Source organism: Pseudoalteromonas sp. Ld20 (genome assembly GCF_045064175.1).
GTDB classification, from domain to species: Bacteria; Pseudomonadota; Gammaproteobacteria; order Enterobacterales; family Alteromonadaceae; genus Pseudoalteromonas; species Pseudoalteromonas neustonica.
The window spans coordinates 119,168-137,535 of record NZ_JBISHB010000046.1 but is presented as its reverse complement, the minus strand read 5'-3'; the positions used below and the strand labels follow the sequence as shown (position 1 = coordinate 137,535).

The 18,368-nt window shown below is 40.9% G+C and carries 13 protein-coding genes; 5 read left to right on the top strand and 8 right to left on the bottom strand.

The genetic code is table 11. The annotated features are described in order from the left end of the window. Positions 1–365: 365 nt before the first annotated feature. Positions 366–1,523 carry a lipopolysaccharide assembly protein LapB gene (locus ACJJVX_RS20805; protein ID WP_054205849.1) on the bottom strand — a complete coding sequence of 386 codons (1,158 nt, stop codon included), beginning with the start codon at positions 1,521–1,523 and terminating at the stop codon, positions 366–368. Positions 1,524–1,827: 304 nt separating this feature from the next. On the opposite strand from ACJJVX_RS20805, the gene ACJJVX_RS20800 reads away from it, so the two are divergent. From ACJJVX_RS20800 to ACJJVX_RS20785, 4 genes are all read left to right on the top strand, one after another. Then, positions 1,828–2,442: a PQ-loop domain-containing transporter gene (locus ACJJVX_RS20800; RefSeq protein WP_054205850.1), complete on the top strand. Its 615-nt coding sequence runs from the start codon at positions 1,828–1,830 to the stop codon at positions 2,440–2,442. Positions 2,443–2,526: 84 nt separating this feature from the next. Further along, on the top strand, positions 2,527–3,354 hold the full coding sequence (locus ACJJVX_RS20795) for a hypothetical protein (protein WP_405633349.1): 828 nt from the start codon (positions 2,527–2,529) through the stop codon (positions 3,352–3,354). Continuing rightward, positions 3,351–3,836, top strand: a complete 486-nt coding sequence (locus ACJJVX_RS20790; RefSeq protein WP_342883029.1) for a pilin — start codon at positions 3,351–3,353, stop codon at positions 3,834–3,836. The genes ACJJVX_RS20795 and ACJJVX_RS20790 overlap by 4 nt, the downstream gene beginning before the upstream one ends. Positions 3,837–3,860: 24 nt before the next feature. Continuing rightward, positions 3,861–4,649, top strand: coding sequence for a PhzF family phenazine biosynthesis protein (locus tag ACJJVX_RS20785; RefSeq protein WP_405633346.1), 789 nt, complete (start codon positions 3,861–3,863; stop codon positions 4,647–4,649). Between the two features lie 29 nt (positions 4,650–4,678). On the opposite strand, the gene ACJJVX_RS20780 is transcribed toward ACJJVX_RS20785, so the two are convergent. The 7 genes from ACJJVX_RS20780 to ACJJVX_RS20750 all read right to left on the bottom strand — a co-directional run bounded on the left by ACJJVX_RS20780 (position 4,679) and on the right by ACJJVX_RS20750 (position 16,898). Beyond that, the gene (locus ACJJVX_RS20780; RefSeq protein WP_405633343.1) at positions 4,679–5,923 is read right to left on the bottom strand and encodes a sensor histidine kinase; all 1,245 of its coding nucleotides are present in this window, start codon (positions 5,921–5,923) and stop codon (positions 4,679–4,681) included. Beyond that, entirely contained in the window at positions 5,916–7,265 is a 1,350-nt protein-coding gene (locus tag ACJJVX_RS20775; protein WP_405633341.1) for a sigma-54-dependent transcriptional regulator, read from the bottom strand. Before ACJJVX_RS20775 ends, ACJJVX_RS20780 begins: the two co-directional genes overlap by 8 nt. Before the next feature lie 12 nt (positions 7,266–7,277). Further along, the gene (locus ACJJVX_RS20770) at positions 7,278–9,782 is read right to left on the bottom strand and encodes an ABC transporter permease (protein WP_405633339.1); all 2,505 of its coding nucleotides are present in this window, start codon (positions 9,780–9,782) and stop codon (positions 7,278–7,280) included. Next, positions 9,779–10,471, bottom strand: a complete 693-nt coding sequence (locus ACJJVX_RS20765) for an ABC transporter ATP-binding protein (protein ID WP_054205856.1) — start codon at positions 10,469–10,471, stop codon at positions 9,779–9,781. The genes ACJJVX_RS20770 and ACJJVX_RS20765 overlap by 4 nt, the downstream gene beginning before the upstream one ends. 10 nt (positions 10,472–10,481) lie before the next feature. After that, positions 10,482–11,738, bottom strand: coding sequence for an HlyD family secretion protein (locus ACJJVX_RS20760; protein ID WP_054205857.1), 1,257 nt, complete (start codon positions 11,736–11,738; stop codon positions 10,482–10,484). Positions 11,739–11,956: 218 nt separating this feature from the next. Further along, positions 11,957–14,233 carry a DUF5916 domain-containing protein gene (locus ACJJVX_RS20755; protein WP_405633336.1) on the bottom strand — a complete coding sequence of 759 codons (2,277 nt, stop codon included), beginning with the start codon at positions 14,231–14,233 and terminating at the stop codon, positions 11,957–11,959. 148 nt (positions 14,234–14,381) lie between these two features. Next, positions 14,382–16,898 (bottom strand): zinc-dependent metalloprotease, encoded by a 2,517-nt coding sequence (locus tag ACJJVX_RS20750; RefSeq protein WP_170173285.1) that lies wholly within the window; start codon positions 16,896–16,898, stop codon positions 14,382–14,384. Between the two features lie 290 nt (positions 16,899–17,188). On the opposite strand from ACJJVX_RS20750, the gene ACJJVX_RS20745 reads away from it, so the two are divergent. After that, positions 17,189–18,367, top strand: a complete 1,179-nt coding sequence (locus tag ACJJVX_RS20745) for an efflux RND transporter periplasmic adaptor subunit (RefSeq protein ID WP_054205860.1) — start codon at positions 17,189–17,191, stop codon at positions 18,365–18,367. Position 18,368 lies beyond the last annotated feature (1 nt).

Sequence of the window (18,368 nt, the reverse complement as noted above, 5' to 3'; positions counted from 1 at the left end):
CGCATTATCTGCAGGTATTATCATCATTTATTCTGGTATTTAGTTTTTTACCGTTACTTAATAAAAATCACAGCGTGTCAGGGTTATCGTTAGCATCAAGTTGACAGTGAAGTGTTCGCACAGAGCTATGGCATTAAATGGTAAGACTCAATTGGCTTTGGCCTAGCAAGTGCGGGTATCAATGATCTTCATGTTGATTTTGGTTTGGTAAAAAGTAGAAGGCGATAGCTTCGAGGGTGAGCTAAGAGGATGGTTAGGTTTTTATTACTCTCCTTTATTACGCTAATGCCTTGATGTACTTCAAGGCATTTTACTTAACCGACTTCAAACCGCCGATACTCTTGCTGAATTTGTTTGGGTTGGGCTCATTTCTTTTTAGTAAAAACTGACGCCAGCTTTGCAGCATATACACTGCGCTGCGTCTCATCTCGCTCAAGCTTTATAGCTTGCTCCAACAGCCTTCTAGTGGCACCTAAATGACCTTGTTGATAGCGAATTTTTGCTAATGCTACATAGGGCTCTGATAAGTAAGGGGCTTTATCTATGGCTTGATTGATATATTTTTTAGCAGGCAGATATTGCCCGCTTAATGCCTCAGTTTCACCTAACACAATTAGCTGATAAGGATCTTTCTCCGTTAGATCTAATTTTTGGTTAATCTGTTCAACCAGCATCTCATTGCCAATATCTTCAGCCAATGATTTGTAATTGCTTAATAAGTTTAAGCTTTCTAGTTGATGGTCAAATGCACTTTGGTAAATACGATGAGTTGTTGCTTGATCATTCACGCGTTTGTGAAGAATAGCGGCTAAATTGAACAACTCAGGGTCATCAGGCGTGAACGTATTGGCTTTCGTTAATAAGCTATAAGCTAAATTGTAGTTTTCTTGCAACAGCGCTTCTGCTGCGAGATTACTGTAATACTTTGCAATGAGATCGTTAATGTCTGCACTACCAGAGTAAAAACTCCCTCTTGATGGAAAGTAATCAACGATGACACCAGGGCGGATAAAAGCGATTTTACCTTCTTGCTTTTTAAGTGGTTTATACAGCTTTGTTCTAAAATGATTTGCGATAAATACCAAATTACCTTCTTTGGCGTAAACAGGCTCACTGGTCATTTCTTGAAAGGCTGTTTCAAGCCCAATAACATTGGCATATGCTTGAGTCACAATGGCTAGGCTTATACAATTGCCGTGGGCTTTCTCGAGCGCTTGCGAAGCCGTTAACGTATCACCATGGTAAGTAAACCCGTCTAAACTGCTTTCAATGTAATTATATAAAATGAGTTCGTCAGATTCGCCTAGTAAGCGGTTCGCCTTTACGTAAGCAATAAATTTTTGCTGTTCTTGCTGTGGAAGTTGAAAAAGTTGCTGCTGAGCAGGCACGAATTCAAGTGTGAATAGCGAATGATTAATCAGCTGCGTTAGTGAGGGGGGCTCCTGAGTTGAGGGGGCTTTGGGTGTTGTAGTTGAGGCGCACCCCGCCAGTAAACCTAAAAAAAATATAAAAGAAAACTTCATAATCTCTCCGCTTATTCTTAAATTACGCTGAAGCGCACTTTATAATCAAGCAAGAAAATCAGCCTGGGTTGCCATCTCTTCCTTACTCAATTTGATGCTAAACATGTGTAAAAGCCGTTTATACTGTAATGTAAACTTGCCAACAAAGCTTGTCTTTTTTTTCATCAATAGTTGCTTGCGAAAATAAGTTATATACAATGCCGCGCCTTATATAAAACAAATAAAAACAGTGATTTACAATTTTAATTTATTTTGTTTAAAGTCTGATAACTTATTAACCAATTAATAACGAGCGAGGTTTATTTTGGCGCATTATCTGCCGATATTATCATCATTTATTCTAGTATTTAGTTTTTTACCGTTACTTAATAAAATACGTAAAAATCGCAGTGTGTCAGGGTTATCGTTATTGATGATGACATTTGGTGTTGCGCAAAGTGTCTACTTTATTACTTTTAATTTATACTTTGAGCGGTATTACATGGTGTTACCGTTTGTAGTGACTGGTGGTTTAAGCGGCTTGATTTTGTACTATTTTGCCCGCTATAACGCAAAGCGAGAGGAGCGAATTCAATTAGCAGCGATGCTTGGCTTCTCACTTTTACCATTTTTACTCTTACTAAACCCTGAGCTTGAGATTGCAAAAGTGCTGACGTGGTTAACGTTTGTAGGGCTAATTATGAGTTCGGTAAGGGTAATGCCACAAACTTATAAAACACTACGCAGTGGCGATATAAGTAACTTAAGTGCGCGTTACTTTAGCCTGCAATTTTTAGCGGGTGTGTGTGGTTTATTTGCAGAATTGGCGATGGTTGTACCAAGCACTTCGCATATCTTAACATTTGTGATGATACTACTTACTAATGCCGCACAACTGGGCTGTATTCAATACTATAAAATGCGCCCTGCAATAATCTAAAATGTGCTTGAATAGCCAACAATTAATTCCAAACCAGCTGATTGTATGGCAAATTACCCTATCTTAAAATAAAAAGGATAGGGTATGAATTGGAATCAGCTCGGTTATTTGTGTCGATTATATTCACTAGCAAATGATCTTAACACTACCCAGCAAAATCAATTACGTTCAGCGACTCACTTAAAAATCTATAAAGCAGGGCAGCCTGAAAGTCAGCTTGCAAAAAAATTAGCGGCGCAGTTAGTCGGCAATCCAAATCCGAGTGAGCAAAAGCAATTATCAGCTTGTTATAGCACATTGCCAAAAATCATCGCATCCCCTTCCTTTGACTATAAAGATAAGCTTAGTTATCTAGCTGCTTTGTTCGTTATTTTTATTGCGATTAGCACTATCTATCAAGTGTTTGTGCTCCCTACTTTTTCAGAGGTGCTTAGTTCTCATAATATCAATGTGGCAGACTCGTTAATGCAATACACTCAGTATTGGTATGTTGGTATTGTCGTGTTAGCAATGCTATTTGCAGTTGTGTGCTTTACTATTTTTAAACTACGAGAGGCATGTAATTTAGCCTCACCAGATTTATTTTTGGGAATACGTGGCTTATTTATTCCTAAGCAGATAAAACAACAATACGCTACTTTGATGGCAGTTCTTGGCTTTTTTGAGCGTGGCTCAAAAGACCGTTCAGCTTTACCCGAAATCATGTATTTAGAAAGCTGTCAATTACATGGACTGGCGATAAGTGATGAATTTGCATTTTTAGTAGAGCAAAAGCTGCGGCTATTAAATGACACGATTAAAGTCTATATCAACAAGCTCATTTACCTATTCACCGCTATTTTAGTTTTAATCATTTGCTTGTTTTTACAACAAGCATACAAACCTATTTTTATGATTGGAGAAATAGTATGAGGCATAAAGGATTTACACTCATTGAGTTAATGGTCGTTGTGGCTATTATAGGTATTTTGGCGTCTGTTGCATTGCCGCAATATAGTAAATACTTACAACGCAGTGAATTGGTTGACCCCTTGGCAATGGCGGCTGCAATTCGCGAAGACGTCACTGCTTTTTATTTAGAGCAAGGGCGATTTCCTGCAAATAATGAACAGGCAGGCGTACCCGCGAGTGAATTTTTAATTGGTAATCGCGTTACTGGGATCAGCGTAGATGGCGGCGCCATTCATATTAGCTTAGGTAACAAAGCTTCTGCGCCTTTACAAAATACGGTACTTACATTTCGTCCTGCGGTTGTGATGGGGAGCCCAACAAGCCCGATTGCTTGGCTGTGTGGGTTTGATAAACCTGTTACTGGTATGCAAGCGATAGGGGAGAATAAAACCACAGTCCCTAAAGATATTTTGCCCTCTTCGTGTTTAAACATTAAGTTATAAATACCTCATTAATTAGGAAAGCAGATGCAATTAACGATTCATCAAATTGATGCATTCACCAGTGAATTATTCAAAGGTAACTATGCTGCGGTAATCGATGTTGAAGCGTGGCTAAGTGATGAGCTTATGCTACAAATAGGCGCTGAGAATAATGTGTCTGAAACCGCGTTTACGTGCAAACAAGCCGATGGAAGCTTTGCAATACGTTGGTTTTCACCATTAATGGAAATTGATTTTTGCGGCCATGCCACACTTGCCGCCGCTTTTGTGTTGTGTGAACAGCATGATGTAAAGCAAGTAACGTTTCATGCACCTGCGGTAGGTGAGCTAATTATCAATAAAAATGATGATGCTAGCTTTGCTATGACCTTCCCGAAGCAAGCACCGAGTGAGGCTGAGAATATACCTTCAGAGTTGTTTGATGGCTTGTCTATACAACCAATTAAGGTGTTGAAAAATCAGCAGGCTTACTTTGTTATTTATGAAAATGAGGAAGATGTCGTTCACCTTAAAACAGACTCTAGTTTGCTCAAAACCTTATATCCGTTAGATGTAGTTGCGACGGCTAAAAGTACAGAATATGATTTTATCTCACGTTATTTTTGGCCTGCAAGTGGTGGCGATGAAGACTTTGTAACTGGCTCAATTCATACGGGTCTTGCGCCTTACTGGGCGCAGCAATTAGGTAAAAAGTCACTCAGCGCGTATCAAGCTTCAAGCCGGGGTGGGCATATGCAATGTGATGTAGGTGATCATACAGTGACTTTAACAGGGCGGGCTGTACGCTATATGCAAGGCACGATTTATTTATAACTGATATTTATAACTGATATTTATAACTGCTATTTGGTGCTGCCTTGCGGAAGTTTAATGGTGATTTGCGCGCCATGTTCGGTATTTGCTAACTGTAGCTGGCCGTTGTGCTTTTGTATTATGTCGTTACATAGTGCGAGTCCAAGCCCGTTGCCGGTTTTTTTAGTGGTGTATAAAGGCTGGATTGCGTGCTCTAGATTAGCAAAACCTGGGCCGTTGTCGGTCAGTTGCAGTATTTGTATATCGGCTTGGTGAAAGCAACGTAAGGTTATACATGCAGGACTGTGAGTGGCCTCAAATGTATTTTTAAATACATTAATTAACAGTTGCTCAATAAGTAGCTTATCAGCAAAGCATTGCGACTGGCCTGCAAAATTAAGTTGAATATTTTGCTCGGCAGCATTGAGAGTCGCCAAGACTTTTAAATCAAAGTAGTGTGGCTTTGCTGCAGGCAAGCGGCTTAATTCTGAGTAGGCTTTTATAAACTGCAGCAGTGATTCACTGCGTGATTTTACTCGCGTTAATACTTGTCTTGTTTGTTTTTCATTTAGTGTTTCTGTGCTTAGTAGTGTATCTGTCATAGATGCCATGGGGGTCAGCGAGTTATTTAACTCATGCGATAAAATACGAATTAAATCAGCTTGGGATTGACGTTTTGCATCTTGCAGTTGATGACCAATATAACTGGCGGTAATAAGTGTTTGTTTTGTATCATTGAGCGCAATACGTTGCACTTGCCAATTTTGATTTAATTTAGCATGACTACATTGTTTATCTTTAACTGTAAAACCGCATTCAGCCATACTCATACCCCGTAGTAGCGGCGTTTTAAGTTGCTGATACATCGGATGATTGAAGAAAATAAGCTGCTCTTGCTCGTTAAATAGGGCTACTGGGTGGGGCCAGTGTTGAAATAGCCCGTCGATCAAATGCGTTGATTGTGGTGCAGGCTTGTTAAATAGCGTTTCAATTTGTGCACCGAGAGCCGTCCATGGTGAGCTTGGATCTTTGTAACCTAAGCTAAGGTTACTTTGCCCTTGCTGTTTTGCATCAATGTAGGCTTGCAGCTGAGCAACAGGCGAAAAATAAGCGTTAAATAGCCTGTAGATACACATAATAAGCAGGTAACCAAGGCAAATAGCCAAAGTGGTAGTTAGCAGTACGTCTTGGCTGAATTGGTAAATCCAGCCTGTACTTGGCACAATAATAGCGCAAAAAATACCAGTGAACGTGCTAATTACCTTGGCTTTATGGCTCACTTTAAAGTTACTCATCAAACCCCTCTAGTTGGTATTTTTCCATCCGTCGGTACAGCGCATTACGTGAAATACCTAAACTTTTTGCCGCCGCAGTTATTTGTTGGTTATGCTGTTGTAGTACGTCAGTGATTCTTTGTTTTTCAAGCTCTTCAAGTGTGAGTTGTGGAATTAATTGGCTTTTACTTGTTTGGCTATCCAGCATTATATGGGCTAATTCGATGACACTCTGCGTGCAAATCAACATAGCGCGTTCTATTACATGGCTTAGCTCACGAATATTACCGGGCCAGCTATGGTTGCATAGCAGCTCTTCAACGCTTAGGGATAATGTGCAAGGCGACTTGTTATATTTACCAGCAAACTGATTAATAAAATGTGCGGCGAGTGGCAATATATCGTCTTTTCGTTCACGCAGAGCTGGGAGCGTGATCACAAAGGTGTTTAAGCGATAATATAAATCTTGGCGAAATTGCCCGTTTGTAATCGCGCTGGCTAAGTCTTGATTGGTTGCTGCAATTAGGCGTACGTTAACCTGCTCACTGTTGTTTGCGCCCAGCGGTGTAAATTCACCGGTTTCGAGTACTTGCAATAATTTAGGCTGTAAATGAAACGGTAAAGTGCCTATTTCATCCATAAATAAGGTGCCATTTTTGGCGCGGCTAAACGCACCAGTGCGGTCTTGCTTAGCGTCGGTAAACGCGCCTTTATGATGACCGAATAGCTCACTTTCAAATAGAGACTCTGCAACAGCACCCATATTTAGGCTCACAAAGGGGGCTTCACTGCGTGCGCTTAATTGGTGGATACGCTTGGCTAGTTGTGATTTACCCGTGCCGTTTTCTCCTAAAATTAATAAGTTAGCATCGGTTGGTGCAAGCTGTGTTATTAGGGTATTGAGCGATTGCATCGCGCTGGAGTATGCTATCCAATCACTTTGTGTCGGCTGCGTAGTAATAGGCTTAATGTGATTAGCTATTTGGCTGAGTAATTTTTCTTTTCGCCATGGTTTTTCAATAAAATCTTTAGCGCCAGTTTGTAACCCGGTTACTGCAAGTTCAATATTTGCCCATGCAGTCATTAGCATAACGGGAATATCCAATGGCGTGATTTGCTCTAGTAGTGCAAGACCTTCCTTTCCTGAAGTTGTATCACGGGTGAAGTTCATGTCCAGTAACACCAGCGCAGGCGTTAACCGACAGAGCAATTGCATGCATTGGCTTGGTCCATCAGCTTCAACCACACGATAGCCTGCCTGCTCTAAAAGTAGTGATAGGGCAAAGCGAATGTCATCGTCGTCATCAACAACTAAAATAGTGTGTGGGGTCATTGTGGTTGTAATGGCAGCGTATGCTGCCATCTCCTTAAAAGTTTATTGCTCTCTAAGCGCACGCATAGGGTCAGCATTAATAATACGCCATACTACCAAAACAATGGCAATAAAGACGATAGCAATCAATAAACTAGTGAATATTGTTAGTGCTTGCCAAGAAAATGCTGGCAACATAGGAATTGCTTTTTGTAGCGCTAAATAAAGACCGCAGGCGAGGGTAATAGCAATAGCTAGCGCACTCAGTAGTAAGCCATTAAAGCTTTTTAATGTTCGCTTCATTAGGTTAATACGGCTTGCGCCGGTTGCCATGCGTATTGCAAGTTCAAAGCGTTTTAATTCTGTAAAGCTCATCGCCATACCATTACTACCTACGGCTGCAAGTAGTAAAGTTAATAGAGATAACGCACTGATAAAATAAAACTGTACGCGCTGCGGCATTGTTTGTTCTGCCCAGCGCTCATCAAGTGTGCGTGCATCTACTTCAACCACTTGTGGGTGAGCATATTGAATCGCTTGCATAATGGCATGTTTGTCAAAGCTCTGCCCTGGTGGTAGCTGCATAGCAATATTGATCCCAAAATTAGCATTATCGTGCGAATAACTGTAAAGCATAGTTGGATAGCCCTGATCTTTTGCCATCATGGTGTAATTGTCTGCGATTACTCCAATAACTTGACGATTAGAAACTTTTTTACCTATTACCGATTCAATCGTGCCATCTGTGGACAATTGCTTGGCAAAGGTTTCGTTGATCAATGCCACAGGCTCTAAATTTAGATACTGCGTTTGAGTCATATTCTGCCCTGCTAGCAAATTGAGCTTATAGGTCTGTAAATAATCAGGCGCAATATTAATCGTCATATAGGTAAAGCGCTCTTGTGTTTGCTCATCCTCAGTCATATTTATGACGGTATTAAAACTAAAGGGTTCGCCTTGGCTTTGTAGTGGGGTGATATTGGGCTGCACTTGGAGGATTGCTTGCTCAAGTTGATTTTTTATTTCGAGCGCCCCCTGATAGCGTTGCTTAGTTTTTTGCTCTGCGGCCTCAGGATCTTGTGCGACTTGCGCTACTTTTTCCTCAATTTCAGCACTGTCTAAAATCGGATCATCGTTACTTTGTAGACGTACATTGGCTATTAGTGTATTTCCTGGCTCAAAACCTAAGTGAATATTTAGCTTATCGTAGGCGGTATTTGCCAGCATAGCGGTGCCCGTTAAAATAACCGCAGCGGAGCTTAACTGTGCAATAAATAACACTTGACTAAGACGGGTCACTTTACCTGCATTGACACCCTTATTACCGTTATTAAGGTTGCTAATTAGTTGTGTTTGATCAAACTGACGGGTTGATAAAAATGCAAAAAATAAATTTATCGTCAGCACAATTGCAACCGCAACAGCAATAGTTATTGCATCAATTTGCACTAGTTCAAGCATCGCGATATTACCACCACTGATGATAGGTAATAGCCTAATCAGCCAAGCTGCACCTAACAAACCTAATACTGCGGCGAGTAAAAAGGTGCTCAGGTTTTCTAAAAAGCTCATTACTAATAATTTGTTGCGTGATGCGCCCATACATAACTGTGTGGCAAATTCTTGTTCGCGTTGTTGGTAATGGGCAATAAATAGGTTTAGTAGGTTGAGGCTTGCCATTACGAGTAAGATGACCACAGTTGCTAATAAAAACAACAGCATGGTTTGCTGATCTTCCATCAGGTTATCGCGATATAAGGTTGCCGTGCTTTCTGGGGCCATGCTCTCAAACATTTGTTTCATAGGGCCAAGCTGTTCACCTTGGTCAAGATAATACTGCTGCCAAAAACTCTCCATGTCATCGGCCGTAAATGCACGTTCGGTTTGGCGAAATAGGGGCTGCAGGCTGCCATCTATCGTCATTTGTGTAGGCATTGCTGCTTTTTCGGCTAAATCATAATAACGCCAAACTTGTTGAGTATATTTTTCATCGTTATCGGAATTAAACGATGAAAAGTCACTGACCACTCCGCGAATTTGCACCGATGTGGCGTCTATTTGTAATGTTTGACCTATTGCATTTACGTTTTTTTGAAATGCGCTTTGCCATAAACTCTCAGAGATCCACACAGAGTTTTGAGTATTTACTTTGTTTGGTTGTTCACCTAGTAGCAGGGTTCCTCCGACCATGGTCATAAAGTTATTACTGGCATCAAAACGTGACACTGGGTAATTCGTTTCATGCACTTTTACCGCACTTTCGTCAGCTTGGTATGCAGCAAACTGGCCGTATCCTTTGTATTGCTCAGCTAATAGTGCCAAGCGCTTAGCAGTAAACATAGAAACACGCATGTCTTGTGAAACCGCCATGGTACGGTTAATGACATGCAGGCTGTTTTCGTCTTTTATATCAGGTAAAGGTTTAAAAATAAGATGGCTACTCATGGCGACAACAGCAAGCACCGCTGCCAACGTTAAACTTAACGTAAGTAGAATTGGCAGTGACAAGCGTGGCAATGTAAATAGCCGTAAAACACCGTGACGTAATGCGCGTAGATAAAAACTCATGCAACGGCCTCCTGATGTTCAACCAATACTTTACCATCAAATAAACGGATTTGACGCTGTGCCATTTGACTGTAACGTTCATCATGCGTCACCATAACAACGGTGGCACCTTGCTTGTTTAAATCAAGTAACAGTTGCATTACAGCATCGCCGTTTTGGCTATCTAAGTTACCGGTTGGTTCATCTACTAGCAGTAAGTCAGGGTTGCCTACTAATGCGCGAGCGATTGCAACGCGCTGCTGCTGTCCGCCAGATAACTGGTTTGGTTTATGATCTAAGCGTGCACTCATGTTTACCGCAGCTAGCTGTTTCTCCACTGCGGTTTTTATTTCTTTGCTAGATGTGCCGCGGTGCTCCAATGGCAATGCCACGTTTTCAAATACAGTTAGGCTATCAATTAAATTGAATGACTGAAATACATAGCCAATATGCTTGTTACGTACGCTAGAGCGTTGATCAACTTTAAGGCTATGTGTATCAATATTGGCTAATTGATAATGGCCATCAGTTGGCGTATCTAGCAGGCCTAAAATACTGAGCAAGGTTGACTTTCCACAACCTGAAGCCCCTGAGATAGCGATGAATTCACCTTTATTGATAGTTAAAGATACATCTTGTAGGGCATGTGTTTTTACTTGGCCTTTACTGTACACTTTATTGATATTGTTAATTGTTACGAGTGCTGTCATGAGGTTTTCCTTAAAGTTTTGAAGTGTCTAGGGCCAAGTGGGTGTAAGTATGCCATTGGCTTAAATCATTTGTGATAATTTTTTCACCCGCAATAGCCCCGGTGGTAATTAACAGCTCAGAGCCTGTTAATTCGCCAAAGGTGATTTGCTGTTGTTGTAGTTGTGGTTGGTTGGGAATTTGTTTGTATAGTCGTTGTGCGCCAAGTGGTTTTAAACCGGGTTGCTGGCTCACATATAATGCATTCTCTTTGCGCTCAACGAATACCAATGCATTGACTGGTTGTGCTGGGCGTAGGTTTGAAGGTAATGGTTCGCTCAGATGTACTTCGGCTACAATAAAGCCATTTTCGACTACAGATGCCAGCTGTTTAACTGTGCCTTTTAGCGTGCCATTGGGATGCTTTAATTCAACCGTAGCACCAAGTTGGATACGCTCAGCAATACGTTGTGGGATATTCAGTCTTGCCATTAATTGTGTTTTTGAACCAACGCGCGCCATTGCTTGCCCTTGGTTTACCCGCTCTCCAAGTTCAATATCTAAACGTTGTAGGGTGCCTGCAATCCCTGCGGTGATAGTTAATGCCGCAACTTTGTTGCTGACTAAATCGACTTGTTTTTGTTGCTGTGTTAATAGAATTTTCTGTTGCTCAAGTTCTAACTTGTGCATTTCTTTTTGTTTTTCAAAGCGGTAATTTGCAAATTCTAGGCGTTTCTTAAGTTGATTGTGTTTAAGAATGGCACGCTCTAAATCAATTTTGGCAGCAATACCTTGATCCGATAGGCGCTGGTTTACGTCAACATCTAACTTAGCCCCTTGTATCTGACTATCAATATCAGCCAATTCGGCTTGGAAGGTTAATTGCTCGTTTTGTTTTTGAAATTTAAATGAGGCAAATTCAGAATGCATACGCTCAAGTTTGGCCTGTGATTCAAACAATTGCTGTTGTAAATCAGGATTAACTAACTTCGCGATAATAGTTGTTGCTTCTACATCAGCACCTGCTCGTAAATAAATCTCACCCACTTGCCCTGTTGCTGGTGCGCTGATCAGGCGCTCATAGCGCGATGCGTATTGACCATACACTGGCGTCATAATGTCAATATCGCCTTGCTGTACAGTAACTACATTGAGCGTGTTAGCGCTAAGCTGTGGTGTGGTCGGTTTAATAGTGAAATAACCGATACATGTGACAGCCACAAGCGCTGCAATAATTAGCACAACTTTTAATGTGTTCGGTTTTGTTTTTTGGTCAATATTGATATTCATTATCTACTCATCATCTTGGTTGATACTGTAGTTAATGAAAGTTTGATGCCAAAATTAAATTTATTTATATTTCAATGGTTTGGTTGTTTTTGTGGTGTTTTTTAGTAGATGTGTGTTCGATATCGAACACGGCTGTGTTCGGTTTTGAATACGCGTTACTCACCCCAGGCTTAGTTAACAGGCTTGGGGTGAGTAATCAGAGTGTCAGTTAAGCAGGCTTAAAAGCGGTAGCGGATTTTTGCGACAAAATTATCGCCAGTGCGCTCTCCCCAACCTTCACTAAATAACTCCAAGTTAGCCTGATTTAAGTCATTCACCGAACGTCCGCCTCGGCTGTAGACTAAAAATATATTTGATAGTGGCGACAGCTCATAACGATAGCGAATTTGCATACGAGTGGTAGAGCGCGAGAAGTCATTGGCTACCACATTGCTAGCGTATAAGTCGCCGTTACTATTAATACGCTGTGCTTGGCCATCTGTACCTGTGGCACTGATCCACTGAAAGCGTACTCTTAGTTCTTGTTTATCATCAATAGTGGCATCAAAATCAATGCTGTTATTAAGCTCTTTAAAGTTATAGCGAGCCAGTTGATTATCTATCCACAGTAAACTGTCTTTTTCCTGTTCTGCCCACAAGCTCCACGATATACGATAATTATCAGTGAAGTAATAACTGGGATGGTAATGTAAGCTGGTGGCTTGACCGTCAGAAAAAGTGTCTTCATACCCTAAACCAATATGGTGGCGAAACTTGTTTTGATTACCAAAGTTATATTCAGTAAAAAATTCGTAACCTGACTCGGTATTGAATATACCATTGCCACGACTAGTACGGTCATCTTTACCTGAGGTGATATATTCAGCGCGCCAAAACAAAAATGAGGTATCTTTGTATTCTTCATTACCGCTGAGAAATATAAAGCTTTTTAGATGATCGCCTTGGCTGTTGTAATCAACTCGCGCAGCAAGTTCAACACGGCGCTGCTTTAATGAATCATCGGCACTAAAGTCTGTAAAATAACGCTCATTAGAGTAGTAAATACGCTGTAAATCATTGCGCGATAAAAAGCCTAGATCGTTAACGTCATAATCATCAGTGTAGCGCGTTAAATTAAGTCGTTGCTGCCAGTTATCATTAAATTTATGCACTACATTAAACCATGCGCCTTGGCCTTGTGTGTCAGGCTCTTGCGCGTGTTCATTATCAATAAAACTGCCGCTTAGCTGACCTTGTATTTGTATGCTGTCACTGACATCTGTTCTAAAATCAATAGTGTGTACTTGCGCTTCTCGCCCTTCGCTGGCTCTATCTGCGTAAGTGGCTAAATAACCAACTTGTGCTTTTGCGAACTTATATTGACCTCTGGCTGTAGCAAAACGACTTGCGTCTAAACCGCTGTGAGTATCGTCTTCGATAACCATCATGGCACCAAAATCTATGTTTTTACCATTGCGGGTGTATTTTACTGCAGCATCAATATCGCCATCAACACCAATGCGCCGTGTATGCACTAATCGCAACCCTGCATTACCTTGCAAGTCGAACAGTGACTGGTTTTCAGTGAAGAAAGAGCGACGTTCGGCAAAGAATGTTTCAAATGGTGAAAAGTTAACGACGAGGTTATCAGATTCAACTTGGCCAAAATCAGGGTTTAGCGCCACGCTTAATTGCTGGCTTGCATCTGGTCGCCAAAATATATCAAGACTCAGATTGCTGCTATTTTTGCTGTTCAACATATCTCGTTGATACATTGCGGAGCCGAATATTTCCAGTGATGAACTGGCAAAATTATCAACGCTAACAGTACCAAACTCGCGGATAAAATCAGGTTGCTCACGAGATGTAGGCACTTGGCTGTAGCTACTGTCAGATTTGACGTCGTGACGACGGACAAAAAGGCCAAGCTGACGTTGTGCGCTGCTTGCTTGTGCCATGGGGGCAACTGACCAAGGGATTAAATATTCAGCAGTCCAGCTGTTATCAGTTTGTGTGGTTTTACCAAACCACGTACCGTCCCAGTCGCTTTTAAAGCTATTATTGTTTTGCCAAATGCCATCGCGCATTGAGCCACCGTTGCCAAGAATAAAGCCATAAGCGGTATTTTTACTGTTGTCAAAATCAATGATGAGTTCAATATAGTCACTTTCAAGATTGCTATCGCGGGCTGTACGCATGGCTGTTTGCTGTGTTTTAGGTTGCTGAGCAATAACTGCAACGTGAATGCCTTCTTCACTCGTAAAGTATTTCACTTCAGAGGCAACTGGCGCAGCCGCAAGACTAAAAGGTCTAATTGTTTTATCTAATACTAATGTGTGCGCTGTTTGCCACTGCACTTCATTTAATTGGCCGTCAACTTCCATTGCGCTAGTGTGTTGAGAAAAAAGGCTAATAGAGCAGGCGAGTGCTAAGGGGGCGAGGCTAAAATGAATTTTATTTTTTTGCAACCAAGTTTGGGGGAACCGAGACAAACCAGTCATAACTATTCCTGTCATTTAATTACCGAGTATTTACTGGCGCGTAAGTGAAAGTAATGTTGTTAGGTTAATTTACGCATAAATATCAATAATTTGGTGTTATAAAAAGACCGTACTTTTTTATATTGATCAAGACGATCATATAATAAAAGTACGGTCTAACGACTTATGCTTCTAGTGCTTTACTAATTAAGCGGTCTATATACTTTTTATGTGCTTTAGTTGCCGTATCTGCTCCCCACGCAGTGCTGAGATCAGCAATTTGGGTTAGTTGATAAAGTGCGGCTGTTTTAGCTAGGTTATCGTGCTTGCTTGTCTTGCCCAGTCCGGCAATAGCAATTAGCTGATTTACATATTCAATTTGTAAATTGTGGCTGATTGAGTTCGCTCGTTTACTATCGACAAAAATGCTGGCTGATAACTCTTCCATAAATTGACTAAGGCTGTATTGGTTACCATAAAGTGCGGTGTCTGAAATACGCTGCATTACAGCAGGGTGTAGCAGCTGCGATAACACTGATTTTTGCATGCCTAAAATCATTTTATGCGGTTTAGGATCTTCATTTTTACCGTAATGATTAAAACCACGACGCTGCTGTTGCATGTAGCTATAAAGTGGCTTCATGCTAGTTAGCACGTCCGGTGCAAATACGTTTTTAGCTAAAATTTGCATCGCTTGCTGTTGGCGTTCAAGTGGCACTGGTGTATAAGGTGCAACCGCCTCATTCCCACCTACTACAGCACGCTCTACATACACACCACCAATTTGACGAGAAATCACATTAGCTTGTGTTCTGTATTGACCAAACAAGCTGTTTGCCGAGATTAGCAGTTGTTGATGCGATTCACCTTCAATACGGGCTTTATCTTTAAGTTCAGTAAACAGCTTATTGATTAGTGCCATTCTGTCTGCGCCATATGCTGCAGGATTAGACGACATATCACCAATCATAACGCGTGGGTCAATATGGCGACCTGGCGCACGCATATCATCAGCATCATTACCAAAGGCAAGTTTGTGTTCTGTTGAACGGGCTAAGATGGCTTCTAGACGTTGTTGTTCAGCAGTATTGTCTGGTTTAGCTTGGCTGTAACCAAATTCTATGGCCCAATCATCGTAAGGACCAGGCTTAGTTTGGAAAATGTCACCTTGTGTCATGCCAATTGGTGCGATATTAGCTGGGGCATAATCCATAACAGAACCCGTCACGATCCCTTGCGTTTTTGTTTTGTCATGTACGTCTTTTTCATTCCACAATATAGATGACTTCATGTTGTGGTTAAGACCCAGTGTGTGGCCGACTTCATGTAAAACTAACTGTGTAAGACCCTGGCGCAAAATTTCTTTATCTTCAATGCTGGCACCTGTTGATAGGCTATTTGCAAGCATCATATTTTGTTGAATTTCATGACCAAGAGAGCAGTTTAGTTCACCGGTATTTGCATGTTCATTACTGTGGTTCATAGTGCCTTGAGTAAAGAGCGTGTCGTAAATCCAGCGGTTTTTCATAAACACAAACTCAAGCATGATGTCTGAGCCGAGGATTTCGCCGGTTAACGGGTTTGCAAGTGCAGGGCCGTAACCACCAAATGGAGGCTTAGGTGATGAAGTCCAACGTAGTACGTTATAATTTATATCGCCCGCATCCCAATCAGCATCATCTGGTTGTATTTTTACTACGATGGCATTTTTAATTCCCGCTTTTTCAAACGATGTATTCCATGCAAGCGTTGCCTTTGCAATGGTATCACGCCATTCAACTGGTGTGGTATTTTCAATCCACCATGTGATCGGTTTTACTGGCTCTGATAATGCGGCGCTTGGATCTTTTTTCTGTAAATCCCAGCGTTTTATCACATCTTTATATGGTGCCCAATCTGGCGAAGTCATTTGATCAAATTGGTTAGTAAAGTAACCAATGCGAGCATCATCAATACGCGGTTGATAGTTATTGTCAGGTAAAGCTACAAATGAATGTTGTACTTTTACAGATACATTGCGAGGGTCGCTAACGGCGCTTGAGCCACGAACACTTGGGTTAGCATTTTCAAATACATAATCTACAACAACATCTAAGTTATTAGCATAAGGGCGTTGTTTTATAATGCGCGATTTTTTATCACTTAATTTGCCGACTTTAAAACGTTTTTTAGCGTTTTTGTCGTTTGGGTTTGGCCATGGCGATACTTTATGTAGCGCTTCGCTTAGAAAAAGCTTATCTACATTAAAAGCGATTTTGCCTTCTTCTTGTTTTTCAATTTTAATACTAGCGAGTACCGCTTCACTGATATTGGCATCGGCTGCTTTTGCAATTGCGCTGTTTTCATCAAACTGGTAGCGCGGTGTTTTACTAATAATATCAATACGGTCAAAGTACTTTCTAAATTCAATTAGCTTGGTTTCACGGTATGCGCCGCGAAAATGTCCAGCATCAGTCACGCCATCAACAGTATGTGCGAAATACACAAATGGCGTATCAAGTTGCGACTCGTTAATCACCATTAAGTGATCGCCAGTTTTTTCGTCTTGGTATAAGCTAAAAATACCAGCGAATTCAGTTTTGTTTTTAATTAATTCAGCAATAGTTTTACTTTTTTTGTCATCTTTTTTATCGGCAGCTAATGTGTGGCCGCTGGTTGCTAATGCTAAGCTCAGTGCTAATGTGAGTGTAGTTAATTTCATTTTTATATTTCATTCAGCTTGTAAAAAATTTAGGTAATAGTACCGAATAAAATTAATGAAAAAAGAGAACCGCGATGAATGCTGTTGCGTTCAATGTAATGTGTTGATTTTAATATTTATTTTATTGTAACAAAATGTTCAAAAAATGATTTCTAAAAGATAAACAGAGTAAAATATAAGCGTTCCTGTTTTGGTACGTAAATTGTAACAGTTGCTTACAAATGTCACGTTAATGTTTCATTTAGCTCTGTTATTATACTGTCAGTGAAATTTTAAGGGGAATAATAATAATGCGTACAGGTATATTGAAATGGATACTTCCTTTTGTCGCACTAGGCATAGGTATTGTCGGCTTTGTGGGAATAAATGCAATCGCACAAGAGCCAGATAAGAAAGAAATCGTAGATACACGACCCACTGTAAAAGTTGAGCCTGTCTCGGCTAACAATCACCAAGTGGTTATTAATAGCTATGGCGAAGTTAAGCCACTTGAAAGCACACGCCTTTCTGCACAAGTGTCGGGTGAAGTGGTGAGTTGGCATCCAAACTTTGTTGCAGGTGGCATAGTTGCCCGCGGTGAAACATTGTTTAGTATCGAAAAAGATAACTACGAAGCAGCCTTATTACAGGCTGAAGCAGAGCTGGCCCAAGCGCAATCGAAACTAATTGAAGAGCAGGCACAAGCTCAGGTTGCTGGCGATGAAGCAAAGCGTTTCCCTGGTAAAGTGCGTACCGCATTATTTTTACGTGAACCACAAGTATTAAGTGCCCAAGCATCTGTTAAATCAGCTCAAGCTCGTTTAAAGCGAGCGCAACGTGATTTAGATAATTGTGATGTAACAGCCCCTTATGACGCACTTATTGTTAGCCGTGATATTGGTGTTGGTCAATATATTAATATGGGCTCTCAAATTGGAGAATTAAATAATATCGAACAAGCAGAAATCATCATTCCTATCGCTGGTTTTGATAATGTATTTTTACCTGAGCGCGTAAAAGGTATTACAGCAACAGTGATTAAAACAGGTTTACATGGTTTTACTCGCCAAGCAGTAATAGATCGAGATCTTGGTGTGATTGATAACGCAACGCGTATGAGTAGTTTAGTGGTGCGTATTGATGACCCATATGGCCTTACAAATAAACAACCAGCAATTAAATTTGGCAGTTATGTACAAGTAAATTTTGCAGGGACGATGTTGCAGAATATTTATCGTTTACCGCAAGAGCTGGTTAATAATCAAACTGTATGGATTGTAAATGAAGAGCAGCAATTAGAGTCACGTACAGTGAAAGTAATTCGCGAAGAGGGTGAATACTTTTATATCAGCGATGGATTAGAAGCGGATGATCAACTTGTTGTTACTTTACCTGAGTACCCACAAAAGGGTATGGCAGTAAAAGTTGCGGGTGTTCCAGACGTTAAAAAAAGTGATGCGCTAGATAGTGCAGCCACAGAAAAATTATAAA